This is a genomic window from Sphingobium sp. PAMC28499, from assembly GCF_004795815.1.
GTDB lineage: Bacteria > Pseudomonadota > Alphaproteobacteria > Sphingomonadales > Sphingomonadaceae > Sphingobium > Sphingobium yanoikuyae.
In genome coordinates, this window is sequence record NZ_CP039248.1 from 2,339,283 (window position 1) to 2,364,756 (window position 25,474).

Consider the following 25,474-nt stretch of genomic DNA (forward strand, 5'->3'; position numbering starts at 1 on the left):
ACGAGGCGAAGGCGCGGGCTGCGCTCCGCCATTATGCGCCATGTGGCCCATATTGCGGTGCAAAATGGCTCGATATGGACGCTTTTTCGACAGGAGGGCGCGGAAAATCGCCGCGAGCGCTGACTCGGCCGCTTCAGACATAATTGCCGCAATGATCATTGACATTGATCCGCAGTCGGGTCACAAGTTTCTGACACCGGTGTCTTCAAGGGGACAACATCGGGCCGCACCCCCAAAGAGGCGTGGCGGAAATATGGAGGGATGTTTCTATGATTGCGTTCGTACAGGCTTCGTCCGCCCGGAAATGGCTGTCCGCAGCCTCGACCCTGGCATGCGCCATCGCCTGCGTTTCCGCCGCTCAGGCCCAAAATGCCCAGGCCCAGTCCGTGCAGGGCGACGCCACGGTTGCGCCGGATCAGGGGCAGGCGGGTGCCGCAGCCCAGGAATCCGACATCATCGTCACCGGTTTCCGCCAGTCGCTGGGCGCGGCGATCAACCTCAAGCGTCAGTCGGTCAGTTCGGTCGACGCGATCGTGGCGGAGGATATCGCCAAGTTCCCCGACCAGAATCTCGCCGAATCCCTGCAGCGTATCCCCGGCATCTCGATCCAGCGTGACGGCGGCGAAGGGCGCGCGATCACCGTGCGCGGCCTAGGCGCGCAGTTCACCCGCGTGCGCGTCAACGGGCTGGAAACGGTCGCCACCTCGACCGATGGTGCCAGCTCGAACCGCGATCGCTCCTTCGATTTCAACGTCTTCGCGTCCGAGCTGTTCAGCTCGCTGGTCGTCCACAAGACCGCCGAAGCCTCGCTGGACGAAGGCTCGCTTGGCGCCGTGGTCGATCTCAACACCGGCAATCCGCTCGGTGGCAAGGAGGGGCTGACCCTCGTCGGTTCGGCGACCGCTTCCTACAATGACCTGGCCAAGAATTGGGGGCCGCGTCTGGCCGGCATCGCATCCTGGAAATCGGCCGACGGCCGCTTCGGCGTCGCCCTGTCGGCCGCCTATTCGACGCTCGATACCAAGGAACTGGGCAATAACAGCGTGCGCTGGGCCCAGGCCCGCTTCGACAATGTCGATGGCACGGCCTGCTTCACCCAGCCCAATTCGGGCGGTTCCTATATCCCAAGCGCAGCCTGTAACGATGCCGCGCTGTCCTTCCACCCGCGCATCCCGCGCTATGGCGAGGTGCGCCATGATCGCGAGCGGCTGGGCCTGACCGGATCGGTCCAGTTCGCGCCGACCGACGCGACCAAGATCTCGATCGACGGCCTCTATTCGCGCTTCAAGGAAACCCGCGAGGAGAAGTGGGGCGAAGTGCTGCTGCGCTCCAACGAGCGGTCGATCAATGTCGTCAATCCGGTCTATGACGATAATGGCAACATGATCTCGGCCACGCTCAACGATGCCTGGGTCCGCACCGAACATTATCTGCGCAAGTCCAGCACCGAATTTTATCAGGTCGGCGGCACCTGGGACCAGGATGTGACGGACAAGTTCCGCTTCACCCTGCTGGGCGGCCTGTCCAAGTCCAACGCCGACATTCCGGTCGAAACCACGGTGGTCTTCGATGATCGCGACGCCCAGGGCTATAGCTATGACTATAGCGACATGAAGCATCCCAAGCTGACCTTCGGCACCAGCGTGACCGATCCGGCCAATTTCCAGCTCGCCGAAATCCGCGACCGTCCGTCCAACACCACCAACCGCTTCAAGACCGCGCAGTTGCGCACCGAATGGGACGCGGCGGAGGGGCTGACCGTGAAGGTCGGTTCGATGTGGCGCCGGTTCGACTTCAAGACCGTCGGCTATCAGCGCGATACCGCCGTCTGCGGCAATGGCGGCAAGGATCTGGTGCTGGGCACCATCACCTGCTCGCCGACCAGCCTGTTCGGCCCGAGCGCGGTCTATGGCTTCCAGGCCACGCCGGAATTGAGCGAACTCTTCACCCTGGGCAAGGCGGGCCAGCCGTCAGGCACCACCACCCAGTGGCTGATCCCCAATCTGGACGCGGCGACCGCCTATACCAAACTCTATGACCGCGCGCTGGCGCTCGACGTCGGCAACAACCGGTCGGTGCGCGAGGAAGTGACCGGCGGCTATTTCCAGTTCGATGCCAAGGGCGACCTGTTCGGCCTCGAATATGCGCTGAACGCGGGCATGCGCTATGCCAAGACCGACCAGCGCTCGACCGGCCTCAATGGCGGCATCCCGGTGACGATCAAGCGCAGCTATGAGGATTGGCTGCCGGCCGCCAACCTGGCCCTGTTCCCGACCGACAAGCTGGTCATTCGCGCGGCGGTGGCCGATGTGATGACCCGCCCGACGCTGGGCAGCCTGACGCCGGGTGGTTCGGCCGACGGCTTCCAGTATCGCGTCAGCTACGGCAACCCCTATCTCAATCCCTATCGCGCGACCGCCTATGACCTCGCGGTCGAATGGTATTACGCGCCCCAGTCGCTCTTCTCGGTCGCCCTGTTCAAGAAGGATGTGCAGAGTTTCCCGGTCGCCGCGACCATTTCCAACGCGACCTTCGCGGAAACCGGCCTGCCGGCTTCGGTGCTGGTCAGTTCCTCGCCCGCCGCGCTCAATCCGGCGCTGCAGGCGGAACCGATCTGGACCATCGCGACCACCGTCAACGGCACCGGCGCTTCGCTGAAGGGGGCGGAAATCGCGCTGCAACTGCCCTTCACCTTCCTGCCGGGGATCTTCAAGCATTTCGGCATCCTGGCCAACGCGACCTTCATCGACTCCAACGCCACCTATAATGTGTCGGGGCCGGCGGTCGTGCCGGGTGGCGGCCTGGTCAATGTCGCGCGGGAGAACACGTTGTTCGGTGTGTCGAAGCGGGCCTATAACGGCACCCTCTATTATGACGACAACCGCTTCAGCGCGCGCGTCTCGGCCAGCTATCGCGGGCCTTATAGCGACCAGAACAGCGGCACCGGCAACGTCTTCGAAGGCTATAATTCGACCGTCAATGTCGATGCCTCGGTCCGTTACAAGGCGACCGACTGGCTGGAATTCACTCTCGACGGCATCAACCTGACCGATGAATATCGCGGCCGCTACACCGACCTCGATGCCAATCGCAACTATGAGTACAACCATTTCGGCCGCACCTTCCAGTTCGGCGCGCGCGTGAAAATGTAATCCTCCCTTCGGGTCGCGCCGTCACGGGCCAGCCGCCTTCTGCACGAGGTGGCTGGCCCTTTTTCTTGGGCCGGCGGTGGGGCAGGGGCGGTGCCGGGCAGACGACAGCAATAGTCCATTCATATAATGACATTGACTCGCGTTAGCGTTCTCAAATATGGCGCCGCCAAGAATATTTGGGGGATTATATGGTGCGGTCGTCTTTCTTCTTTTCCGGGGCGGCGATCGTCGCACTGGCCGGTGCTGCCCTGGCCAGCCCAGCGCTGGCGGGGCAGGCGCCGGATGCCGATATGGACCAGGCTCGCGCCGACATCATCGTCACCGGCGAAAAGAGCGCCCGCACCCTGCAGCAGACCCCGACCAGCATCGCCGTTGTCACGCCCGAGACGATCGAGCGCGAGGCGCTGATCACCATCCAGGACGTCTATAACCGCACCGCCAACCTGTCCGAAACCTATGGTTCGTCGGGCTTCACCATCCGCGGCATCAGCAACAGCGGCGTCGGCGCGGGCGGGCAGGCAGACGCCGCCAGCGTCTATGTCGATGGCGCGCCGGTGCCCAAATGGGCGCTTTATGGCGGCCCGACCGACCTGTGGGATGTGCAGCAGGTGGAAGTGCTGCGTGGCCCGCAATCGACCATCCAGGGCCTCAATGCGCTGGCCGGCGGCATCGTCATCACCAGCAAGGATCCCTCGCTGACCCGCTGGGGCGGTGACGCGCGCGTGCTGTGGAGCGAATATGATGATCGCACCTTCTCCGCCGCGATCGGCGGGCCGATCATCAAGGATGAACTGGGCATCCGCCTGTCGGCCGAGCGCCGCAACGATCGCGGCCTCATCTACAATGTCACCCGCGACGAATATAGCGACGCGCTGGAATCGCTCAATCTGCGCGGCAAGATCAAATGGACGCCCCAGGCCATTCCGGGGCTGGAGGCAGTCGCCAGCTATAATCGCGTCCGGCGCGACGGCGGCTATCTCTACGAATATGCCCGCACCGACGTGCCCAATTATTTCAATCACCGTATCGCCACGGGCGACCAGCCCAGCCGGGGCAAGATCGACAGCGACCTTGCCGTCTTCAACATCAGCTATCCGCTGGCCCAGGGGCTGAAACTGTCGAGCGTCACCTCCTGGAACCGCTCGCGCGTCCATTCGGTGATCGATACCGACGGCACGCCGCAGGATATCCAGGCGATCGACAATCGCTATAATTACCGCACCCTGACCCAGGAAATGCGCCTCAACTATGATGGCGAACGGCTGAGCGGCCTGCTCGGCGCCTGGTATTATCGCCGCACCGGCAGCATCGACCAGAATAGCCGAGTGAACATCGATACGCCGACCGCCACCATCGCCGCCCTGCTGCGCGCCAATGGCGCGACTGCGGCGCAGGCGACTTTCCTCAGCAATGCCTATGCGGCACAACTGCCGGTCATCCCGGTCGCCTATTCGGCCGACCAGCCCGAAAAGGTGGAGACGATGGCGCTGTTCGGCGACGCCCGTTTCAAGCTGACCGACCGGCTGACCCTGATCGGCGGCTTCCGCTACGATCATGAGCGCAACCGCTATGCTGCGCAAACCGTGGCGACCTTCAACGGCACGCTGCCGGATGCCAATTTCCTCGGCGCGGCCTATGCCCCGATCATTTCGCTGATCAACCAGGGCGTTCTGGGGCTGGTCGATGATGCTTCTTCGCCGCTGGCGTCCAACAGCCGCAGCTTCAACGCCTTCCTGCCCAAGGCCGGGATCAGCATGGACTGGACGCCGGACCTCACCACCGCCTTCACCGTCCAGCGCGCCTATCGCTCGGGCGGCTCCAGCCAGAACCCGGCCCGCGCCCTGCTGGTCGCCTATGACCCGGAATATAGCTGGAATTATGAAGGCTCGCTGCGCTCCAAATGGCTCGACGGGCGCCTGACGCTCAATGCCAATGCCTTCTACATGACGTGGAAGGACCAGCAGGTCACCGCCTATTTCGGCCAGAATGCCTATGATTACAACACGGTGAACGCGGCAGGATCGCATCTTTACGGGTTCGAGGTGGAAGCGAATGCCACTATCGCGCGCGGCATTGATCTCTATGGCTCGGTCGGCCATGTCCGCACCAAATTCACCGACTTCGTCCTGCCCGCCGGGGCGACCAGCACGGTTGATCTTACCGACACCCAATTCCCCTATGCGCCGCGCTGGACCCTGTCGGGCGGCGTCAATGCGCAGTTCGGGCCGGGCTTCGTCGCCAATCTCAACGCCAATTACCGGTCGTCGGTCTTCACCGGCGTCGGTCAGGATCAGGGCCAGTACAAGGTCGGCGGCCGCACGGTCGTCAATGGCAAGATCGGTTATGAGACCGATCATTGGTCGCTGTTCGTCTTCGCCCGCAACATCCTCAACGAGGATTATATGCAGTACCAATATGCCGCGATTCATCAGGCGATCCTGGGCGAACCCCAGACCGTCGGCGTCGGCGCGAGCGTCCATTGGTGATCACGCTCGCCAGCCTGCTGCTCATCGCCGGCGGCGCCCTGGGCGCTGCCCTGTTGCGCCGCTCCTGGGTGCGGCGGGACCGCTCCGTGCTTGGCCTGCTGCTGGCGGGATGGGGCGTATTGATCGGCCTGCTGGTCGCTGCCTTCCTGCTGATCGGGCCGGTCAAGGGGCTGGCCTTGGGACTGGCGATGGAGGGGATCGGCGCGCTCGCCATCATCTGGTTCGGCCGGGTCCGGCGCAAGGCGGCACGGGTGCGCGATGGCGATGTCGCGCCCGAGCCGCTGGAGGAACCGGGCCGCTTCTGGCGCGGGGTGCTCCGCGCCTTGCTCGCCGGGCCGCTCGGCATGACGGCGGCGATGGGGGTCGCCTTTTGCGTTACGGTCTATCTGCCCGGTGATCCGCGCACCCGGATCGTGCTCGGCGGCCTGTTGCTTCCGATCCTCTGGGGGCTGGCCATGACCTGGACCCTGGCGGACCGTCGCCTGCTCCGCGCGACCGCCGTGCTGGTCGGCACCAGCATCATCGGCTTCGGCCTCGCCGCCTTGGGAGGGGCCGCATGAACGACCAGAGCGTCCAGACCAACAGCCGGGCAAAGAAATGGCGTTGGCCCTTGTCGCCCGAAACGGTGCGATCTGTGCTCAGCAGCCATTCGGTGCTGGGCCTCGCCTTTGCCGCGATCATCTATATCGTCTGCCTGACCGGCACGGTCGCGGTGTTCGCACCCGATCTGGAGCGATGGGAAGTGCCGGCGACGCCGGTGGTGACCAGCCTGTCGGATGCCTCTGCCGCCCGCGCCATCGCCGAAGCGGCCAGACGCGCGCCGGCCGACACCACCCTCTATCTGTCGCTGCCCACTGCGAAACAGGATGGCGCCAGCCTCACGGCCTTCAGCGCGACCTATGAACATAAATGGGGCGTGGCGGCCGATGGTGCGCTGTCCGATCTCGAAGCGGTCTGGACCGAATTCCTGATCCACCTCCATATCAACCTGCATCTGCCGCGCAGTTGGGGGCAGTTCATCGTCGGCCTGACCGGCGTGGCGCTGCTCTCCTCTTTGGTGTCGGGCATATTGGCGCATCCGCGCGTCCTGCGCGATGCCTTCCATCTGCGGTTGGGCGGTTCGCGCCGGCTGCAGGAGGCGGATCTGCACAATCGCCTCGGCATCTGGGCCTTGCCCTTTCACTTCACCCTGGCGCTAACCGGCGCGCTGCTGGGCCTCAGCACCATCATCGTCGCGATGCTGGCCATGCTGCTCTATCGCGGCGACATGGGGAAGGTCTATGAACTCTTCCTCGATCCGCCGCCCAAGGTTGATGCGCGCGCCATGCCCATTCCCGATATCGCCCGGCTGATCGCCGATGCCCGCGCCCGCGCGCCGGCGGCCGTTGCTGACAATATCATGGTCGAACGGCCCGGCCGCGCCGACATGCGCATCTCGATCCACAGCGGCCGGTCGCACTTGCTGACACAGCAGGATGAGGTGCAATATGATGCGCGCGGGCAACTGCTCCATCAGGAACAGCCGCAGGATCTGGTCGCCGGCACCCGGATGCTGAGCGGCATCGGCCAGCTGCATTTCGGCTGGTTCGGCGGGCTGCCCGTGCGGATCGCCTATGGCCTGCTCGGCATTGCGCTGTGCATCGTTACCTCCAGCGGCGTGACCATCTGGCTGGCCCGCCGCCGCGATCGCGGCCGGCCCGTGCCGCAATGGGAACGGATCTGGGCGGCGATCTGCTGGGGCCAGCCGGTCATCCTCGTCCTCACCGCCGTTCTGGCCTTCGCCCTGCCGCAAGCGCCGCTGCCGCTGGTCTGGCTGGGCCTCACCATCCTGTCGGTGCTGGCCGCAGGTATGGCGAAGGCGCTGCCCGGTCCGCGTCTGTCTCGCGGTCTGCAATGGGCGCTGGTCGCTGGCCTGCTGGCGGTGGCGCTGCTTCACGGCGCCCCACTGCTGGCGGGCAGGCAGGGGCTGCTGGTCGACCTGCTGCTGCTTGCCGGTGGCATCGGCCTGCTGCTCGCGCTGCTGCGCAGCCGCGCGCCAGCCAAGGCCTAGGGCCGGGGCTTGTCGTTCCCCTCCCGCTGGCGGGAGGGGAAGCGAGACTGGCGCGCGCAGCGCGCCAATCGCAGCGGGGTGAGCTTTCGCGCAACTGCCCCGGCTTTCCTACTCGCCCCTTCTCTGATTTACCCTTGGGGATGCAAGAGCCGCCCCATCTCCTCGCCAGACCACCCGCCTGTCGCGTGGCTGTCGCTTCACTGTCGCCTTGGTGTCGCGTCGAAGGCGCGCGGGCGTGACCCGTTTCCCCCGCCACTGTCGCGTCACAGGCGCATGACCGGCGCGTCGTGGGTGCATCACAGGCGCATTGGCCCGAAATAGCCCGCACGACACTGTGAACTTCGACTGTCGCGTCCCGTGTCGGCCCCAATCGGCCTAGAGTGCGCGAAAACGGAAGTCGGTGAAGCGCGCTTCACCCGCACCGGCAGAATAGAGGCCGGGGCGCAGCATCAGGAAGCCGCCGCGCACATTATGGTGATAGCCCGACACTTCCATCCCCCGGTCGAAGCGTGTCCAGCTCCTGCCGTCATCGCCGCTGATGTGAAAGCGGATGATGTGCCGGTCGTTGGTGACGCGCATCCGCATCCGGCGGCCATGGGGATTGGCGGGGCGGCCGCGCTCTATACCATATTGATGGGTGACGAACCGCTCCTGGTCGAAGCCCAGCCCGCAATACAACTGTTCGTCATAGAAGAGGAGAAGGCCGGCGACGCCACCCGGCGCGATCTCGATCGTGCATTCGAACTGATAGGCCTGGTCGCCGGCCACCAGCAGCAGTGGCGACGAACTGGACGGCGCGGTGCCGCTGGCCTTCAGGATCAGCGATCCGTTCTCGACCCGCGCCCGCTGCGCCTCCTGCGGCGCCGGTTTGAAGAAATTCCAGCGCGATCCCAGGTGCAGCGAACTGAAATCATCCGACAGCGTCTGGCCATGCGGCCCGGCCTGGCCGCCCCTCGGCTTGGCGATCGGTTGCGACAGGTCGCCGCCGGTCATGCGGAACCAGCCATCCGCCGTCCATTCGACCGGGTCGAGCAACGTCTGCCGCCCCAATGTCCAATAGCCATTTTCATAGCCATGATAGACCGACCACCAGCTGCCATCCGGTCCCTCGACCAGGGTGGCATGGCCGCGCGACCACCATTTTTCGGCGCGGTCGACGGTGCGCACGATCGGGTTGGCCGGGCAATTTTCCCACGGTCCATGGATCGACCGCGACCGGGCGGCGATCACCATATGGCCGGTCGGTGGCCCGGCGGTGCCGCCAACGGCGGTCACCAGATAGAACCAGTCCTTATGGCGCAAAATCTTGGGGCCTTCGGGCGAGAAACCCTCGACATCCCAGTCGTCGGGATAGTGCCAGGGGTCATAGACATGTTCGGGCTGGCCGACGGTCGCCAGGCCATCGTCGGTCAGGCGCACCCGGTCGCCGCCCGACAGGAACAGCCAGCGCGATCCATCCTCGCCCACCGCATGGCCCGGATCGATATGGTTGGGCAGATGCAGGTCGATCGGATCGCTCCACGGCCCCTCGATCCGGTCGGCCCAGATCACATAGCTGGTGTTGGGAGACGCCTTGACCGGGATGTAGAGATAATAGCGGCCCTTGTGCTTGCACAGTTCAGGCGCCCAGACCGATCCGATATTCTTGTGCAGCGCCGGGCCGACCGGCCGCCAGTTCACCAGGTCGCGCGAATGCCAGATGATGAGGCCCGGATAGGAATCGAAGGTCGAGAAGGTCATGTAATAATCCGCGCCATCCTTCAGGATGGTGGGATCGGGATGGTCGCCCGCGATCAGCGGATTGAGGAAGCGGCCGTCGCCCAGGTCGGCGACGCGCTGATTGTCGAAGCCGCGCCGCCAGTCGGGCGCGGGGGCAGGCGTGGCCGGTGGGGCAGGGGGCGCCGCCCGCGCCTCGCTCAAACCACCCGCCAGCGCCGCCGAAGCCGTCGCCAGCAATGCGTCCCGTCGGCTGACTGCCATGACCCTCTCCCGATTATTGATACCGGTTACCTAAGGGCCATGGCCTGATGCTGTCAAATGGCGCGGACCTCTTCTTCGTAAAGCTCCAGCGGCAGTCCGTCGGGGTCGGCGAAGAAGGTGAAGCGCCGGTCGGTATATTCGTCCATCCGCACGGGCTCGCACGCCACGCCATGGCTTTCGAGCCGGGCGACCTCCGCATCCAGGTCGCTGACGGCAAAGGCAAGGTGGCGCAGGCCACAGGCTTCCGGGCGCGAGGGGCGCGGTGGCGGATTGGGGAAGGAGAAAAGCTCGATCTGCGCGCCGCCGACGGCCAGATCGCATTTCCAGCTGTCCCGCTCGGCGCGATAGACCTCGTTGAGCACGGCAAAGCCGAGAATGTCGACATAGAAATAGCGGGACCGGGCATAGTCGGACCCGATGATGGCGATATGATGGATGGCGTGCATCGCCCAGCGCTATCGCGGGATGCATCCACCGCGCAATGGCTATCCGGCGATCAGTGCCTGAAGATCGAGCAGCGCCCGGCCGAAGGACAGGCCCTGCGGCCCGGCGACGAAGCGGGGTTCCCACTCCGGCCCGAACTTGTCCTTGTAGGCACGCAGCCCCTCAAAGCCATAGAGCGCATTGCCATGCTGGTAGAGCAGGGCGCCCAGCTTCGACCAGAGCGGGGCGAGGCGACGAGCTTCGAGGCCGGACAAGGGCGCAAGTCCCAGGTTGAACCAGCGATAGCCCTGTTCCTTGCCCCACAGCATCAGGTGGATGAAGAGGAAATCCATCGTGCCATAAGGGGCGTCCTCGTCATGGCGCATCAGGTCGACCGACAGTTCGGATCGGTCGGCCGCGGCCCAGATATTGGCGAAGGCGACGATCTTGCCCTCCTGCCGCACCACGGCGCAGTCGAACCGCGCCATATAGGCGCGATCGAACCGGCCGACGCTGAAGCATTTTTCCTTGTGCCCCTTGGCCTGGAGCCAATGGGCCGAAATCTCGGCCAGCCGGTCCATTTCCTTGTCCAGCATGGCGGCGGGGATGATCTCGAAACTGGCACCCTCCCGCGCCGCGCGCCGCTCGGCATAGCGCAGCGGCTTGGCATCCGGGCCGTCCAGCGTAAAACCGGCCAGATCGACATGCGCCTCCTCGCCATATTTGACGATCTGCAGACCCAGTTCGATCGCCAGCGGCAGCATGTCCTGACTGATCTGGTAGAGCAGCAGCCGCCCCTGCGCGGCGTCGGCCTGTTCGCGCAGCCGCCAGAGCAGGTCGGCCCATTCGCTCCGGGTGCCGATCGGATCGCCCATGACGATCCAGCTATGCCCCCTGATCTGGTACATCAGGCAACAGGTGCCGCCATCCGACACCAGGAAGCGCTTGTCGCCGATATAGGCAAGATTGGCGTCGGTGCGTTCGGCCAGCGCCAGCGCAGCCTCCGGCGGGACGGCGGCATTGCTGGCCAAGGCGGGAATGGTCGCGGCCGGGCGCAGCAGGCGCCAGAGCGCCACGCCGATCAGCAGGACGGCAACGGCCAGGCTGGCGCGCAGGAAACGCGAGGCATCGGCGCGGGCGGCAAAATGCCACCAGAGGTCGTTCTGATATTCGACATGCTTGTAGGCGAAGAAGCCGATCCAGACCGACAGGGCCAGAACCACCGCGACCGTCGCCAGCCAGCCAGGGGTGAAGGCGTCGGCGATGAGCTGGGTCCGACGATAGAAGGCCGGGCGCGCCCATTGCAGCAGCGCGGCGATCAGCAGCATCGCCGCCGCTTCCTCATAATCCAGCCCCTTGAGCAGCGAGAAGATTGCGCCGGCCAGCAGCAGGATGCGGGTCAGCCAGAAGGCCCCGTCCAGCCGCCGATAGAGGCCGGCCGACAGGATCAGCAGCGCCGCGCCGACCAGGCTGCCGGCCATGTGGGAGGCTTCGAGGAAGGGGAGGGGTACGACGCTGTTGAGGGCCGCGACCCGGTGCGGGATGGCCGGGAGCGAACCCGATACCAGCAGGATGGCGCCGCCCAGGAAGACGAGCGCTGCCGTCATGATCGGTGCCAGGCCGGTCGTGACGGCCTGCAGGCCGCGCAGGGTACGCCGCAACGGCTGCCGCCAGCGCCAGCCCTCCTGCGCAACGATGATGCCGACCGCGATCAGCAGCGGCAGGATATAATAGACCAGTCGATAGGCGAGCAGCGCGGCGACCAGTTGCGGCCGGTCCACGCCGGGCAGGGCGGCGAGCATCACCAGTTCGAACACGCCGACGCCGCCGGGCACATGGGTCAGCAGCACGGCGACGATGGCGAGCGCATAGCCCAGGAAGAAGGCAGGCCAGGCGTGCAGGCCGACGCCGGGCACCAGGACGAACAGCGCAGCGCTGGCCGCGGCGAGATCGATCACACCGATGCCGATCTGCCAGAATATGCGCGAGGCAGGCGGCAGCGGCAGCGACATGCGGCCAAAATGCAGCATCCGTCCCTGCCGGCCGGCAAAGAGGATCAGGCCGATGATGGCCGTGAGGGTCAGGCTGCCCGCTAAACGCAGCATTGGCGCGGACAGGCGGACATCGCCCATCGACAGCGTCTCCGGCCGCCAGACCAGCATGGCCGCCGCCAGCGTCAGGACGCCGCCCCAGAAGGTGGCGCCAGCGATCGCGACCACCCGCGCTACATCGGCAACACCCAGCCCCGCCGCGCTGTAGATGCGGTAGCGCGCCGATCCGCCGGTCAGCAGCGACAGGCCCAGATTATGGCTGAGCGTATAGCTGGTGAAGGAAGCGAGCGCCGCCGTGCCATAGGGCAAGGGGCGGCCGATCGAGCGCAGCGCCAGCACGTCGTAGAAGGTAAGCGTGACATAGCTGATCCCGGTCAGCAGCAGGGCGGGGATCAGGGCTGTCGGGCCAAGTGCATGAAAGGCCGCGCGGATGTCGCGCACATGCACATCGTGCAGCAGATGGTAGAGCGCGACGAAGCCGAGCGCGGCGAGCAGCACCACAAGCCCGACCGACAAGGGCGTCTGGTAACGGCGCAAATATGTCATGGCCCCCATCTGTCGCTACCCCGTCTTGACCCGGTGCCAGAGCTGGCTGCGGCAGAAAAGCCCACCCAGGATGCAGCCGGAAATCTTCAGCTGGTCCGGCCCCTGCTGGTCGATGGTGGAATAGAAGGTGCGGCCCATGTCGGGCACATAGACCCGCCCGGCCCAATGGCCCGGTCCCTTGGGGCGATAATCCTGCAACAGGGTGGTGCCGACCAGATGCGGGATGCCGGCATCGCTGGCATCGGCCAGCGCCTCGGCATTGGCGTGGCTGACCCAGCCGCACAATCTGTCCTGACAGGCGCCGGTCGTGACCGTGACGCTGCCGCGCGGATTGATCCAGGAACCCAGCACCGGATCGGCCGCCATCGCCGGAACGGCGATGATCAGGCTGATGCCGGCAAGGAACAGGCGCAGGGCGTGATGCATGGGTCAGGTCTTCCGGATCAATCCCTGCCGGGCGAAGGCCGCGTGCAGGACATGGTAGAGCGCATCGACATCATGGTGCAATGGATGCCCGCCCGGCAGCGCGACGGTCTGCACATTGGGCTGGTGCAGCAATGGGCACAGGCTAGCCGCTTCCTCCTGTCCATGGACGCAGAGCAAAGGCGCCCAGTCGAGCTTGCGCGCGGTCGGCAGGGCGTCCGCCTCCGTCATGGCAAAGGTGAACATCTCACCGGGTGAAGCGCGATATTCGACCGTGGCGCCTGGCACGACCAGTGCGACCATGGCGATGGCATGGCGTTGCGCGGGGGGCAGCGCGGCAAGGCCGACATGCGCCATGTCGGCGCCGAAGGACTGGCCGATCAGGATGACCGGCGCGGCGGGATCGATGCCGTGGGCCAGGGCCTGGGCCTGGCTGATCAGTGCGGTGGCCTCTGCCGGACTGCGGGTCTTGCGAAAATAGGTCAGCGAATTGACGCCGACGGTCGGCAGGCCGTCTCGCGTCAGGCGTGCCATGATGCCCGGCCCCATGCCGACCTTCATGCCCATGTCACCCGACAGGATGATCGCGACCGGGGTGCCATGGCCCGGCCGATAGCCCTGTGGGCGGGAGAGGGAAAAGGGGTCGCCACCCAGATAGCCGAGCCATTGGAAGGCCGCTGCCAGCAGAGCGAGGATCAGGATGGGCAGGATATATCGGATGCTCTTGCCGCTGCGCGCCATCATGCCGTCTCCTCGATAGACCCGAGCGCCCGGCACGTCGGGAGGAGACCGACGTGCCGGGCTGTGAGCGGTCGGAACAAGACCCACGCGTTCCGACCGTTCGGCCAGCTGGTCCAAGCTGGCCTGTTTCGTGCCACCCAAGGGGGAGGGGAGGTGGCACGACCGATATGGTCCATGACGGCCTGCGGTAGCGTGGCTGGAAGATGAACTTTTAGAGAGGCGGCCGATCAGATCCGGCGGGCGACTGCGCCGGCGGCCCAGCCCATGCCGACGGCCAGGGCGATGGCGGTCAGGCCATAGAGGAACGACCAGCGTTCGGCCGCGACGGCCATGAACTGTTCGAAGCCCGATTTGCGAATATGGATGTCGCGCACGGCCGCTGCCACGACGCGGCCATCCTGCACCAGGAAGGTTTCGGCGGTATAATCGCCCACGATCACACGGGCCGAAAGCGGCAGACGGGCGCGATAGAGCACGCCGTCGCTGATCTCCACTGTGCCGGGGCGTTCAACGAACAGGCCGTTGCGCTGGCGCAGATCGACCAGGCCAGCCTGGAATCGGTCCAGCTCCGCGCTGTCGTTGAGCGATGAGGGGGAGAGTTGCAGCTTGTCGACGCCCAGTTCGTAAATCGCCGCCGTGCGTTCATCGACGATCTGGGCGATCGGTCGGGAGGAGGCCATGGCGTAGAAGCTGGGCGCAGAGCGAAAGCGGGCGCGGTCGGCATTGACCCAGATGCCGGCGACCTTCTGCTTCTCGCGCATGGTGATCGACTGTTCGGGGCCCTTCAGCACGACGACGATGTCCGCCGGCTTGTCCGGACGCCGACCGTCGGGATAGACGATCGCGCCGAACAGCAGCAGGTCCGCGCCGGTGAAGCTGTACTGGATCTCGACCTCGCGCTGCGACACATCGGGCACCAGTTGCGGTTCGTCCGCGGCACTCAGCAGCAGCGCCAGGGCCGGCAGGATGAGGCGGGATATCCTCATTTCACGTCGATCGTGAAGATTTCGTCGGGCCGCCAGCCCAGCCCCAGCGCCATGCGCGCGGCGACCAGCAGCACGATCGCGGCGAGCAGGATGCGCAGATATTCGGGGCGGATCGTCATCGACAGCCGGGTGCCGACCTGCGCGCCGGTGACGCTGCCGATCAGCAGCAGCATGGCCAGCACCAGATCGACCGCCTTGGTCGTCATCGCGTGCATCATCGTCGTCGCCATGGTGACGAACAGGATCTGAAACAGCGACGTGCCGACCACCGACTGGGTGTTCATGCCGAGCAGATAGAGCATCGCCGGCACCAGGATGAAGCCGCCACCCACGCCCAGCAACATGGTCAGGATGCCGGTTGCCATGCCCAGCAGCAGCGGCGCCAGCGGCGAGATATAGAGGCCCGAGCGATAGAAGCGCCAGCGCATCGGCAGTGCGGCGACCAGCGGATGGTGGCGGCGCTTGCGCGCCTGCATGCGCTTGCCTGTCTTGAGCGCGATCAGTGCCTGGATCGACTCCTTCGCCATCAGCGATCCGATGCCGCCCAGCATCAGCACATAGAGAATGCCGATCACCGTATCGATCTGCCCCAGCGACTGGAGCAGGCGGAAGATGAGGACGCCAAGGCCCGCGCCGACCACGCCGCCGGCGATCAGTACGCCGCCCATGCGGAAATCGACGGTGCCACGGGACATATGGGTAACGACGCCCGATACGCTGGCGCCGGTCACTTGGCTGGCGGCAGAGGCGGCCGCGACCGTGGGTGGGATGCCATAGAAGATCAGCAACGGCGTGGTGAGGAAGCCGCCACCCACGCCGAACATGCCCGACAACAGGCCGACGACGCCACCCAGTCCGATGATGACCAGGGCGTTCACCGACAGATTGGCGATGGGCAGGTATAGATCCATGCCCCATCGGGTTAGAGACAAAAGACTCCGAGCGAAAGCCGGGAGATGGCCGGCAGGTTAAAAATCGGCGGCGAGTGTGACCGCCAAGCCGGAAGCCGGTTTGGCTTGACCGGCGACACGTTCACGCCATTCGATCCCGATGCGTGCGGCGATCGCTGGAAGGGGCAGACGAAACTGGATTTCGGGGCCGATATCCAGTCGTTCGACATCGGGTTGCGCACCACCAGAAAGGCTGAGGCCAACGCGCAGAGGGCTGTCCTTGACCGGCGCGAGCAGCGAGAATTTTCCGTCGATGAAAAGGTCGCGCTTGTGCAGCCCGACCATGCCGGTCTGCGCATAAAGGCTGGCCTCGATCGGTCCTGCCACGGGTTTGGGGCCAAAACCGCCGACGAGCAGCAGCGCGAAGGCGTCGCGCGCCTGGGTATCGAGCGCGATCCGTCGTTCGACGGCGAGGCTGACGGCAATATGGCGTACTGGCTGATAGGACAGGCCGATCGCGGTTTCGGGCGCTTCTGGCGACTGGAGGGCCGTCGTGGCCCGACCATAAGCGGCAAGGCGCCCCGAGGATCGGGGCATCAGGTCGAAGTCGATCCGTGCCCCGGCCTGCGACCCGCCGAGGCGCCCCACCGTGGCGAGGTCTGCCGAAGAACCACCGCCGGAGCGCCAGAGCAGCCAGACGCTGCCTTGCCAGCGATCATGACCGACGGGCGATATGGTCGATACCGAAATGGCAAGCGGTTCCATGGCTTTGGGCCGGGCTAGGGGAGGTCTTTGTCTGGAGGCGCCAGAGTTCAACGACCATGCGTTCGATAGTGGCGCGATGGCATAAGCGGTCCGGACTGGCTTGAAGGGCGAACTCGCACGGATGGGTTGCCACTTATTGCCAGAATAAATTGCTGTCTCTGCTCTGTGGATGATCGGGATCATGCGCTCCTGACGAGTGGGGGAGCCGATCCGACTGCCTTTTGCCGGGGTTGGTACTGTCGCTGGTAGTGGTGCTGTCGACGCGATCGTGCCGAACAGGCGCATGCCGGTCCAGCCGATGCACAGCATGAAAAAGAAGCGCACCGGCCGTCCATCGGCCGATGATCCGATCATGCCTGCTCCTCCATGTCGGGGAAGCGATGTTGCGTCTTGTCCCACACCAGCGGCTTGCCCAGCAGCGACTGGACATAGAGGATCACGGCGCGCCGGGCGGCCAGGATAGCGATCGCGTTGCCGACGAACATGCGCGGCACGGCCGCCAGTCCATGCCGCCAGCCATAGGCATGGCCTGCAAAGACTGCGCGCATTGTGATGCGCCATGCCATGAGCCAGAGATTGAGCGTCAGCAAGCTGTCGATCAGCGGCGTCGACGGGCGCATTTGCGGCGGCAGGAATGGGCGCGCCAGTTCCAATATGCTCCAGAGCAGCAGCGTGGCGTAGGCGGCGACGATGATCAGGGCCGCAAGGGTGGCGCGTCGGTCCCTGATCCGCATCCACCATTCGGCCGGGCCACCCTGCCAGCCCATCCGATCCCATCCGGCAAGCGAAATGCCGATGATCCAGCGTGCCTTCTGGCGGATGGCGGCCGGGGCGCTGTCGGGAAAATATTCGCGGGTCGCGACAAGACGGCCCTGTGCATCACGGATGCGCAGGAAGATGCCCCGGCCGCCCATGTCGGCGATCCGCAACCCCGCTTCATAATCTTCGGTCAATGACCCCGGATCGAATGGCCCCGCGCCAGCATGAGGGGCGAGAGCGGCCAATATATTTCTTTCAAAGGCGCAGGCGACGCCAGCAGAGGGAATGGATGCACCAAGAAATTCCCTCACTGTCAGGGACTTCCCATGGGCTTCCGCAAACTCATCACAATAATGATTGGCGATGGCACGGGAAAGCCAGGTGCCGCGACCCGGTAGTGGCAGTACCGGCAATTGCACCAGCGCGAACCGGTCGATCATATGATCGAACAGCCGGATTTCATCGGGATGCACGACGTCTTCGGCATCATGCATGACGACGGCCTTGAACCGGATGCCGTTTCGACCTTCCTCCGCCAGCATGCTGCGCCAGTTGATGTTCAGGCAATCGGCCTTGGTAGTCGGGCCGGGGCGGTCATTCAGGCACAATATGATATGGGGTTGATCGATGGCGGCTGATGCGATCGCGTCGATCGTCGCCGGATCATTGGGATAGGCGCCGACGAATATGCGATAATCGGCATCGCCCCAGCAATGTACGGCATGGCGCAACATTGCGCCTATGACGTCCGCTTCCTGCCAGGCGGGAATGAAGATGGCGATACGGCCGGGCGTCGATGAAGGTGGCAATGTCGCCATCGTCATGCGGAGGCGTCGCGGGTACCGGACCGCCCGCCACCCGCGACGCATCAAGAACAGAAGGTCGATCGCCAGATCATCCAGCCCGCCCAAGGCGAAGCCGATGACTGCGAACAACAATATCTCATAATGCAGCGCCTGTAGCGCGCCAAAGAGCATGTCCCCCACGATCCCGGATTTCCCCTGTCCCGATCGCCATGCGGCAGGGCGAATTTATGTCATGAGAACAGCGGTCTTCCAAGTATTTTGGAGAAAGTCTGTCAACATTGGCCGGCGGATCTGGGTTGGACCTGAGCGGAAATTTCCCTAAGGGGGAAGAATGGCAATACCGGCAAGCACTTATGGAGAAAAGACGTGACCGAACGGCCCGTGTCCGCCCTCAGGAATTTCCTGAAGGGAGAAGCAGGCAGTGGCGTCTTGCTGATGATTTCGGCCGCGATCGCGATGATCATGGCGAATCTTCCAGGTGCTGCCGGTCATGTCTATCATGACATCTTCCATATGGTGACGGGGCCGGTGCTTGCTCCTGCACTCGGTCCCATGACGATCCATTTGTGGGTCAATGACGGACTGATGGCGATCTTCTTCCTGCTCGTCGGGTTGGAGATCAAACGTGAGTTCGTCGATGGCGGCCTGTCCACTTGGGAGAGGCGGCGCCTCCCTTTCATCGCGGCGGGGGCGGGCATGATCGCGCCGGCGCTGGTCTATCTGGCCGTTACGGCTGGGGAGCCTGCCCTGGCGCGCGGCTGGGCGATCCCGGCGGCCACCGATATTGCCTTTGCGATCGGGGTTCTGGCGCTGCTGGGATCGCGGGCTCCCGCATCGATCAAGCTGTTCCTGACCGCGGTTGCGATCGTCGACGATATGGGCGCGGTCGCGATCATTGCGCTGGCCTATAGCCAGGGGCTGGATGTCATGGCTTTGGCCGGCGCCTTTGTCGTCCTGCTGGTCATGTTCGGGATGAACCGTGTCGGTGTACGGGCCTTGGCACCTTATCTCATCGGCTTCTTGCTGCTCTGGTATCTGATGCTGCTGTCGGGCGTCCATGCCACGATCGCGGGCGTGCTCGCCGCCATCACCATCCCGGTCAATCGCACGCCGGGTGCGCCGGATGCGGTGGACAGTCCGCTCCATCGCCTGGAACATCTGATCCATCCTTGGAGCGCCTATCTGATCGTGCCGCTCTTCGGCTTCGCCAATGCCGGCATCACGCTGAATGGCGAGGCGATCGGCGCTTTGCTCAGCCCCTTGCCGATCGGCGTGGCGCTGGGGCTGCTGCTTGGCAAGCAACTGGGGGTGTTCGGCAGCATCTGGCTGGCGCAGAAGCTGGGCATCGCGGCGCGGCCTTCGGGGGCGACCTGGGTGCAGATTTACGGCATGGCGTTACTGTGCGGCATTGGCTTCACCATGAGCCTATTCATTGGCGCCCTCGCCTTTCCGGGGCAGCCATTGCTGGTCGAGGAGGCCAAGATCGGCATCCTTGGCGGATCCTTGCTGTCCGCGCTGTGCGGTTATGCGGTCCTCCGTTTCGCGCCAACGCCGCGATCGGTCGAGCGGGGCGCAGGGTGAGGGGAATCGCGTAGCATTAACCTTCATGCTACTATCGCCCTGCCGTTGCCGCGACTCGCTTCGCGTCAGCGCGCCGACCGCACTTTCGAAAAATACGGGAGGAGGGCGAACCGATGGAGACGGACGTCAACTATCTGCTGCATCGCCAGCAGATGTCGCTGATAAACGCGCAGGCAACAGCATCGCCCGAGGGGCGCGCTGCCTATGAAGGGCTGGCACGCGGTTATATCGATCAGGTAGAAGCCTATCGCAGGCGCAATGAGCAGCAGGAGAGGCTGATCATTCCGGCGCATTGATCCTCCGACCGTTGCGCCATCGCGCTATCGACGGGAAATCAGGCGATCGATCACGTCCTGATGCGGGCCATCGGCACCGCATTCGCGTTCCAGTATCTTCTTGATCTTCTCCAGTTCGGCTTCGGTCAGATGTTCGATGCCGATGAAGTCGTTGCGCGCGGTCTCGATCGAACGGATCAGTTCGTCGAGCTTGGCCTGGATCGCGGCGCCATCGCGGTTCTGGGCATTCTGGATCAGGAAGACCATCAGGAAGGTGACGATGGTCGTGCCGGTATTGATCACCAGTTGCCAAGTGTCGGAATAGTGGAAGAGCGGACCAGTCACGCCCCAGATCAATACCACGCCGACCGCCAGGATGAAGGCGAGCGGCTGGCCGGTCCAACTGGCGATCCGTGCCGACAGGGCGGAAAATAACCGATCCATGCAAACTCCTTCGGGCGTCCTGCGCATTTAGGCTCTGTTCAGCCATCTGCTGCCATGGCCATGTCCATGGCAACCATATCTTTTCGTGCAACGATCGGCGCGCTCGCCGGCTCCCTTCTGCTGGCCTCCTGCGCCAGTGTTTCTCCCGAATCACGTGTGCGTGCCGGGTTGATCGACGCCGGTCTTTCACCGCGAATGGCCGGCTGCATGGCCGAACGCATGGTCGATCGGCTCAGCCTGGTGCAGTTGCGACGGCTTCAGTCGATCGCATCGCTCCACAAGTCGCACATGGGCAAGATGAGCATGGACGAACTCCTCTATAAGGTCCGTGCGCTGGAGGATCCGGAGATATTCCTCGTGACCAGCAAGGCCGCTATCCACTGCTCCTTCTGACGCCGATTTCACAATAAAGCAGGGTCGGGCTTCGCAAGGGTTTTGCAATTTTGCAAAGTCGTTTTGCGAAATGGCTCTGGCCCTGCTTCTTCGCCTGTGCTTAACCCGCCTCAACAGTTTTCCTGTGAACAAAGGACGGGCTAGCCCATGAACATTCACGAATATCAGGCGAAGGAACTGCTCGCCAAGTATGGCGCGCCGATCGCCGCCGGTCACGCTGCCTTCACTGTCGAGGAAGCCGTCGAGGCCGCCAAGAAGCTGCCCGGACCGCTCTATGTCGTGAAGTCGCAGATCCACGCCGGTGGCCGCGGCAAGGGCAAGTTCAAGGAACTGGCCCCCGAAGCCAAGGGCGGCGTCCGCCTGGCCTTCAACCTGGACGAGGTTAAGGCGCACGCCACCGACATGCTGGGCAACACGCTGGTCACCATCCAGACCGGCGAAGCGGGCAAGCAGGTCAACCGTCTGTACATCACCGACGGTGCCGACATCGCCAAGGAATTCTACCTGGCGCTGCTGGTCGATCGCGCCACCAGCCGCATCGCCTTCGTCGTTTCGACCGAAGGCGGCATGGACATTGAAGAGGTCGCCCACTCGACCCCCGAAAAGATCCACAGCTTCTCGGTTGATCCGGCCACCGGCTTCCAGCCGCACCACGGCCGCGCCGTTGCTGCTGCCCTGGGCCTGACCGGTGATCTCGCCAAGCAGGCTTCGAAGGTTGCTTCGTCGCTCTACGCCGCGTTCCTCGACACCGACGCCGAGCAGATCGAAGTCAACCCGCTGGCGCTGACCGAGCAGGGCAACCTCCTCGTCCTCGACGCCAAGGTCGGTTTCGACGGCAACGCCATGTTCCGTCACAAGGACATCGCCGAACTGCGCGACCTGACCGAGGAAGATGCAGCCGAAGTCGAAGCGTCGAAGTACGACCTCGCCTACATCAAGCTGGACGGCAACATCGGCTGCATGGTGAACGGCGCTGGCCTCGCCATGGCGACCATGGACATCATCAAGCTGAATGGCGAATTCCCCGCCAACTTCCTGGACGTGGGTGGCGGCGCCACCACCGAAAAGGTGACCGCCGCGTTCAAGATCATCCTGAAGGACCCGGCCGTTAAGGGCATTCTGGTCAACATCTTCGGCGGCATCATGAAGTGCGACATCATTGCCAATGGCATCGTCGAGGCTGCCAAGGAAGTGAACCTGTCGGTTCCGCTGGTTGTCCGCCTGGAAGGCACCAACGTCCAGCAGGGCAAGGACATTCTGGCCAATTCGGGTCTGCCGATCGTCCCCGCGGACGATCTGGGCGATGCGGCCAAGAAGATCGTGGCAGAAGTGAGGAAGGCGGCCTGAGCCCCCTAATCACCTGAGAAGATACGCCATAGGGCGTGGGTGACCTGGAAACGGGTCGCCCACGTCCGTGTTCGCGTTGGCGGGCGATGGCGTGAAAATGGAGGATGTTGAAATGAAGATCCTTGTGCCCGTGAAGCGGGTTATCGACTATAACGTAAAGCCGCGCGTGAAGGCGGATGGCACGGGCGTGGACCTGGCCAACGTCAAGATGAGCATGAACCCGTTCGACGAGATCGCCGTCGAAGAAGCCATTCGCCTGAAGGAAAAGGGCGCGGCGACCGAGGTCGTGGCGGTATCGATCGGCGTCGCCAAGGCGCAGGAAACGCTGCGCACGGCGCTGGCGATGGGCGCTGACCGCGCTATCCTGATCCAGACCGATGATGAGGTCGAACCGCTGGGCGTCGCCAAGTTGCTCGCCAAGGTGCAGGAAGAGGAAGGCGCTGGCCTGATCATCCTGGGCAAGCAGGCGATCGACGATGATAGCAACCAGACCGGCCAGATGCTCGCCGCGCTACTGAACCTGCCGCAGGGCACATTTGCCAGCAAGGTTGAGGTCGAGGGCGACAAGGTCAACGTCACCCGCGAAGTCGATGGCGGTCTGGAGACGGTGAAGCTCAACACTCCGGCGATCATCACCACCGACCTGCGCCTCAACGAGCCGCGCTATGCGTCGCTGCCGAACATCATGAAGGCCAAGTCCAAGCCGCTGGCTAACAAGACCCCGGCTGATTATGGCGTCGACATCGCCGCCCGTCTGGAGACGCTCAAGGTCTCCGAACCGCCCAAGCGCTCGGCCGGCATCAAGGTTGCCGATGTCGATGAACTGGTGGCCAAGCTCAAGGCTCTGGGAGTTGCAGCATGACGAAGACGCTCGTTTGGGTTGAACATGAGGGCGGCGCCGTCAAGGACGCGACCCTTTCCGCCGTGACCGCTGCAGCCAAGCTGGGCGAAGTCCATCTGCTGGTCGCAGGCCAGGGCGTCGACGGCGTTGCCGCCGAAGCCGCCAAGATCGCCGGCGTGGGCAAGGTCCATGTCGCCGATGACGCGGCCTTTGGCCATGCTCTGGCAGAGAATGTCGCGCCGCTGATCGTCGAACTGATGGGCCATCATGATGCGTTCGTCGCGCCGGCCACCAGCAACGGCAAGAATATCGCGCCGCGCGTCGCCGCCCTGCTGGACGTGATGCAGATCAGCGACATCCTGTCGGTCGAAAGCGAAGATACCTTCACCCGCCCGATCTATGCCGGCAATGCGATCGCCACCGTCAAGTCGAAGGACGCCAAGAAGGTCATCACCGTTCGCGGCACGGCCTTTGAAAAGGCGGCCAAGGACGGCGGCAATGGCGCGGTGGAAGCCGTGGCCTCGACCGGCGACAAGGGCATTTCCGCCTTCGTCGGCGCCGAGATCGCCAAGCTGGAACGCCCCGAGCTGACCAGCGCCAAGATCATCGTGTCGGGTGGCCGCGCGCTGAAGGACGGTCCGACCTTCGAAGAATATATCATGCCGCTGGCCGACAAGCTGGGCGCGGCCGTTGGTGCCTCGCGCGCGGCGGTCGACGCGGGCTATGTCCCCAACGACTATCAGGTCGGCCAGACCGGCAAGATCGTCGCGCCGGAAGTCTATATCGCCGTCGGCATTTCCGGTGCGATCCAGCACCTCGCCGGCATGAAGGACAGCAAGACCATCGTCGCCATCAACAAGGACGAGGATGCGCCGATCTTCCAGGTGGCCGACATCGGCCTGGTCGGTGATCTGTTCAAGGTGGTGCCGGAACTGACCGGCAAGCTGTAAGCCGAATTGGCTTGAGTAGGAAAGGGCGTGGGGAACGATCCCCACGCCCTTTTTTGTCATTCGCAGTTGATGTCGTTCTTGTCGATGGCTCGGCCGGCGAGCGCGCCGCCGGCGCCGCCCAGGATGGTGCCGAGCGTCTTGGAGCCGCCGGGAGCGATGACATTGCCGAGCACGCCGCCGGCAAGGGCGCCGACGATGGTGCCGGTGGTGCCGTCATCGCGCTTGCAATAATAGCGGCCGTCGCGGTCGCGGTAGATCTGGTCATTGTCGCCGAGATGGCGGCGCGGCGGGCGGCGATCGCGGTCGCGGTCACGGCCGCCGGGCGGGCGATTGTAGCCGCCGGGGCGGTCATAGCCATAGCCGCCGCCATAATTGTCCGAGGCGCAGGCGCCGAGCGGGAGCATGGCAAGGGCGGCAAGCGCCATTATGGGGGTACGCACGGGATAGTCTCCTCTTCTTTTCCCTGTCGGGAGGAGAACCCGCAAGCGGCGCGAAGGTTGCGCCAAGATACTGATCAGAAACGCGAAACCGCCCGCCGCTGCCATCGAGAGGGGAGTGCGGCAGCGAGCGGACGGCATCAACGGCGCGTCGAGGAGGCGCGCCGCCGAGAGGATGGGGCTTAATGCGCCAGGGGCGAGGCGCCGCTGGCCGTGGCCGGGGTGACGACCGGGGCCGGGCTGTCCTGGATGCGCTGGTCCTCCCGCTTGGCCTTGGCTTCGCTGTAGCGGGCGACGAGGTCGTCCTTGAACTCGGTCAGCTTGCCGTCGTCATAGAGCTTCTTGCCGACATAGCCGGCGATGGCGCCGAAAATCAGGGTGCGGATCATGGGGAACTCCTTGGTTGCCAGTCGGGGAAAAGAACCGGCGTCGGCGACAAGGGTTCCGAGCATGATTGCGTCCGCGACGGGCCTTGCTAGTCTTGCGACGGACGGTGGCGGGGGCTGCCGTGACTAGGGGGTGGCAATGTCGGCATTCGATCTGGTGTTCGCGGTGTTCGGGTTGCTGCTGGGGCTGGCGATCGCCGAGGTGCTGGGCGGCTTTGCCCGTGCGCTGAAGCTCAAGCGGACCGCCAAGCCGGTGCGGATCGGCTGGCTGACGCCGCTGCTGGGGCTGTTCGTGCTGCTGGACCTCACCAGCTTTTGGGGCAGCGCCTATATCATGCGGGACCAGATGGATGCGAGCTATCTGACGCTGGTCGTGGTGCTCGCGATCGTGGGCGTCTATCATCTTGCCGCGTCGCTGATCTTTCCCGACGAGCCGGAGCAATGGCCCGATTTCGACGACTGGTATGACCGGCAGAAGCGGATGGTGATCGGCGGGCTGCTGCTGGCCAATGTCGCGGTCACGATCGGCCAGGGCGTGCTGGAAGAGGTGAGGCCGGTGGCCGATGCCCCCGCCGGGCCGCTCGCCCCCTATGCCGCGCCGATCCTGCTGGGCGGGCTGGTGGGGTTGCTGACCCTGCTGGTCGCGCTGCTGCGGGTGCGGAGCCGCCGCGCGAACATGGCGATGCTGATCGCGGCGAACCTGATCCTGCTCGGCGCCAGCATTGCCGAGGATTATATCTGACCGGGCCGGATAAATCGGGA

24 protein-coding genes are annotated in these 25,474 nt (G+C 64.5%); 11 read left to right on the forward strand and 13 right to left on the reverse strand.

Annotated features, from left to right (window positions below; genetic code table 11):
* Positions 1–269: 269 nt before the first annotated feature.
* The 4 genes from E5554_RS11375 to E5554_RS11390 all read left to right on the forward strand — a co-directional run bounded on the left by E5554_RS11375 (position 270) and on the right by E5554_RS11390 (position 7,688).
* A complete protein-coding gene (locus E5554_RS11375; RefSeq protein ID WP_136186847.1) occupies positions 270–3,152 on the forward strand; it encodes a TonB-dependent receptor in 2,883 nt (960 codons plus the stop codon).
* A 188-nt stretch (positions 3,153–3,340) separates the two neighbouring features.
* On the forward strand, positions 3,341–5,638 hold the full coding sequence (locus E5554_RS11380; RefSeq protein ID WP_136186848.1) for a TonB-dependent receptor: 2,298 nt from the start codon (positions 3,341–3,343) through the stop codon (positions 5,636–5,638).
* Entirely contained in the window at positions 5,632–6,198 is a 567-nt protein-coding gene (locus E5554_RS11385; RefSeq protein ID WP_136186849.1) for a hypothetical protein, read from the forward strand. Before E5554_RS11380 ends, E5554_RS11385 begins: the two co-directional genes overlap by 7 nt.
* Positions 6,195–7,688, forward strand: a complete 1,494-nt coding sequence (locus E5554_RS11390) for a PepSY-associated TM helix domain-containing protein (RefSeq protein WP_136186850.1) — start codon at positions 6,195–6,197, stop codon at positions 7,686–7,688. The genes E5554_RS11385 and E5554_RS11390 overlap by 4 nt, the downstream gene beginning before the upstream one ends.
* A gap of 375 nt (positions 7,689–8,063) precedes the next feature.
* Here E5554_RS11390 and E5554_RS11395 read toward each other — a convergent pair whose 3' ends face one another.
* The 9 genes from E5554_RS11395 to E5554_RS11435 form a co-directional block, all read right to left on the reverse strand.
* A complete protein-coding gene (locus E5554_RS11395) occupies positions 8,064–9,668 on the reverse strand; it encodes a family 43 glycosylhydrolase (protein ID WP_136186851.1) in 1,605 nt (534 codons plus the stop codon).
* Positions 9,669–9,721: 53 nt separating this feature from the next.
* Positions 9,722–10,114 carry a VOC family protein gene (locus tag E5554_RS11400; protein ID WP_136186852.1) on the reverse strand — a complete coding sequence of 131 codons (393 nt, stop codon included), beginning with the start codon at positions 10,112–10,114 and terminating at the stop codon, positions 9,722–9,724.
* A gap of 39 nt (positions 10,115–10,153) precedes the next feature.
* A complete protein-coding gene (gene mprF / locus E5554_RS11405; protein ID WP_136186853.1) occupies positions 10,154–12,697 on the reverse strand; it encodes a bifunctional lysylphosphatidylglycerol flippase/synthetase MprF in 2,544 nt (847 codons plus the stop codon).
* A gap of 6 nt (positions 12,698–12,703) precedes the next feature.
* Positions 12,704–13,114, reverse strand: coding sequence for a DUF2147 domain-containing protein (locus E5554_RS11410; RefSeq protein WP_125988174.1), 411 nt, complete (start codon positions 13,112–13,114; stop codon positions 12,704–12,706).
* A gap of 3 nt (positions 13,115–13,117) precedes the next feature.
* Positions 13,118–13,855: an AcvB/VirJ family lysyl-phosphatidylglycerol hydrolase gene (locus E5554_RS11415; RefSeq protein ID WP_136186854.1), complete on the reverse strand. Its 738-nt coding sequence runs from the start codon at positions 13,853–13,855 to the stop codon at positions 13,118–13,120.
* 224 nt (positions 13,856–14,079) lie between these two features.
* The gene (locus tag E5554_RS11420; RefSeq protein ID WP_136186855.1) at positions 14,080–14,838 is read right to left on the reverse strand and encodes a TIGR02186 family protein; all 759 of its coding nucleotides are present in this window, start codon (positions 14,836–14,838) and stop codon (positions 14,080–14,082) included.
* On the reverse strand, positions 14,835–15,749 hold the full coding sequence (locus tag E5554_RS11425) for a sulfite exporter TauE/SafE family protein (RefSeq protein ID WP_004207740.1): 915 nt from the start codon (positions 15,747–15,749) through the stop codon (positions 14,835–14,837). The genes E5554_RS11420 and E5554_RS11425 overlap by 4 nt, the downstream gene beginning before the upstream one ends.
* 57 nt (positions 15,750–15,806) lie before the next feature.
* The gene (locus E5554_RS11430) at positions 15,807–16,847 is read right to left on the reverse strand and encodes a hypothetical protein (protein ID WP_247594432.1); all 1,041 of its coding nucleotides are present in this window, start codon (positions 16,845–16,847) and stop codon (positions 15,807–15,809) included.
* Positions 16,844–18,229, reverse strand: coding sequence for a glycosyl transferase family protein (locus E5554_RS11435; RefSeq protein WP_136188322.1), 1,386 nt, complete (start codon positions 18,227–18,229; stop codon positions 16,844–16,846). Before E5554_RS11435 ends, E5554_RS11430 begins: the two co-directional genes overlap by 4 nt.
* 195 nt (positions 18,230–18,424) lie before the next feature.
* Here E5554_RS11435 and nhaA point away from each other — a divergent pair, with 195 nt between their 5' ends.
* Together nhaA and E5554_RS11445 are read left to right on the forward strand one after the other, a co-directional pair.
* Positions 18,425–19,639: a Na+/H+ antiporter NhaA gene (nhaA, locus tag E5554_RS11440; RefSeq protein WP_136186856.1), complete on the forward strand. Its 1,215-nt coding sequence runs from the start codon at positions 18,425–18,427 to the stop codon at positions 19,637–19,639.
* Between the two features lie 113 nt (positions 19,640–19,752).
* Entirely contained in the window at positions 19,753–19,935 is a 183-nt protein-coding gene (locus E5554_RS11445; protein WP_010336659.1) for a hypothetical protein, read from the forward strand.
* A 24-nt stretch (positions 19,936–19,959) separates the two neighbouring features.
* On the opposite strand, the gene E5554_RS11450 is transcribed toward E5554_RS11445, so the two are convergent.
* Both E5554_RS11450 and E5554_RS23335 read right to left on the reverse strand, forming a co-directional pair.
* Positions 19,960–20,358, reverse strand: a complete 399-nt coding sequence (locus tag E5554_RS11450) for a low affinity iron permease family protein (protein ID WP_097384051.1) — start codon at positions 20,356–20,358, stop codon at positions 19,960–19,962.
* A 38-nt stretch (positions 20,359–20,396) separates the two neighbouring features.
* Entirely contained in the window at positions 20,397–20,567 is a 171-nt protein-coding gene (locus E5554_RS23335) for a hypothetical protein (RefSeq protein WP_247594462.1), read from the reverse strand.
* Here E5554_RS23335 and E5554_RS11455 point away from each other — a divergent pair.
* The 4 genes from E5554_RS11455 (at position 20,515) to E5554_RS11470 (ending at position 23,889) form a co-directional block, all read left to right on the forward strand.
* Positions 20,515–20,751, forward strand: a complete 237-nt coding sequence (locus E5554_RS11455; RefSeq protein WP_235682112.1) for a hypothetical protein — start codon at positions 20,515–20,517, stop codon at positions 20,749–20,751. The genes E5554_RS23335 and E5554_RS11455 overlap by 53 nt on opposite strands.
* A 147-nt stretch (positions 20,752–20,898) precedes the next feature.
* Positions 20,899–22,098: an ADP-forming succinate--CoA ligase subunit beta gene (sucC, locus tag E5554_RS11460; RefSeq protein ID WP_099233848.1), complete on the forward strand. Its 1,200-nt coding sequence runs from the start codon at positions 20,899–20,901 to the stop codon at positions 22,096–22,098.
* 112 nt (positions 22,099–22,210) lie between these two features.
* Complete coding sequence (locus tag E5554_RS11465) at positions 22,211–22,960, forward strand: electron transfer flavoprotein subunit beta/FixA family protein (RefSeq protein ID WP_004207731.1); 750 nt, start codon at positions 22,211–22,213, stop codon at positions 22,958–22,960.
* On the forward strand, positions 22,957–23,889 hold the full coding sequence (locus tag E5554_RS11470; RefSeq protein WP_136186857.1) for an FAD-binding protein: 933 nt from the start codon (positions 22,957–22,959) through the stop codon (positions 23,887–23,889). The genes E5554_RS11465 and E5554_RS11470 overlap by 4 nt, the downstream gene beginning before the upstream one ends.
* 56 nt (positions 23,890–23,945) lie before the next feature.
* Here E5554_RS11470 and E5554_RS11475 read toward each other — a convergent pair whose 3' ends face one another.
* The gene (locus tag E5554_RS11475; protein WP_029547555.1) at positions 23,946–24,329 is read right to left on the reverse strand and encodes a glycine zipper 2TM domain-containing protein; all 384 of its coding nucleotides are present in this window, start codon (positions 24,327–24,329) and stop codon (positions 23,946–23,948) included.
* Between the two features lie 179 nt (positions 24,330–24,508).
* Positions 24,509–24,715 (reverse strand): hypothetical protein, encoded by a 207-nt coding sequence (locus E5554_RS11480; protein ID WP_136186858.1) that lies wholly within the window; start codon positions 24,713–24,715, stop codon positions 24,509–24,511.
* 136 nt (positions 24,716–24,851) lie between these two features.
* Between E5554_RS11480 and E5554_RS11485 the strand changes: the two genes are divergently transcribed.
* Positions 24,852–25,454, forward strand: coding sequence for a hypothetical protein (locus E5554_RS11485; RefSeq protein ID WP_037491660.1), 603 nt, complete (start codon positions 24,852–24,854; stop codon positions 25,452–25,454).
* The last annotated feature ends 20 nt before the right edge of the window (positions 25,455–25,474 follow it).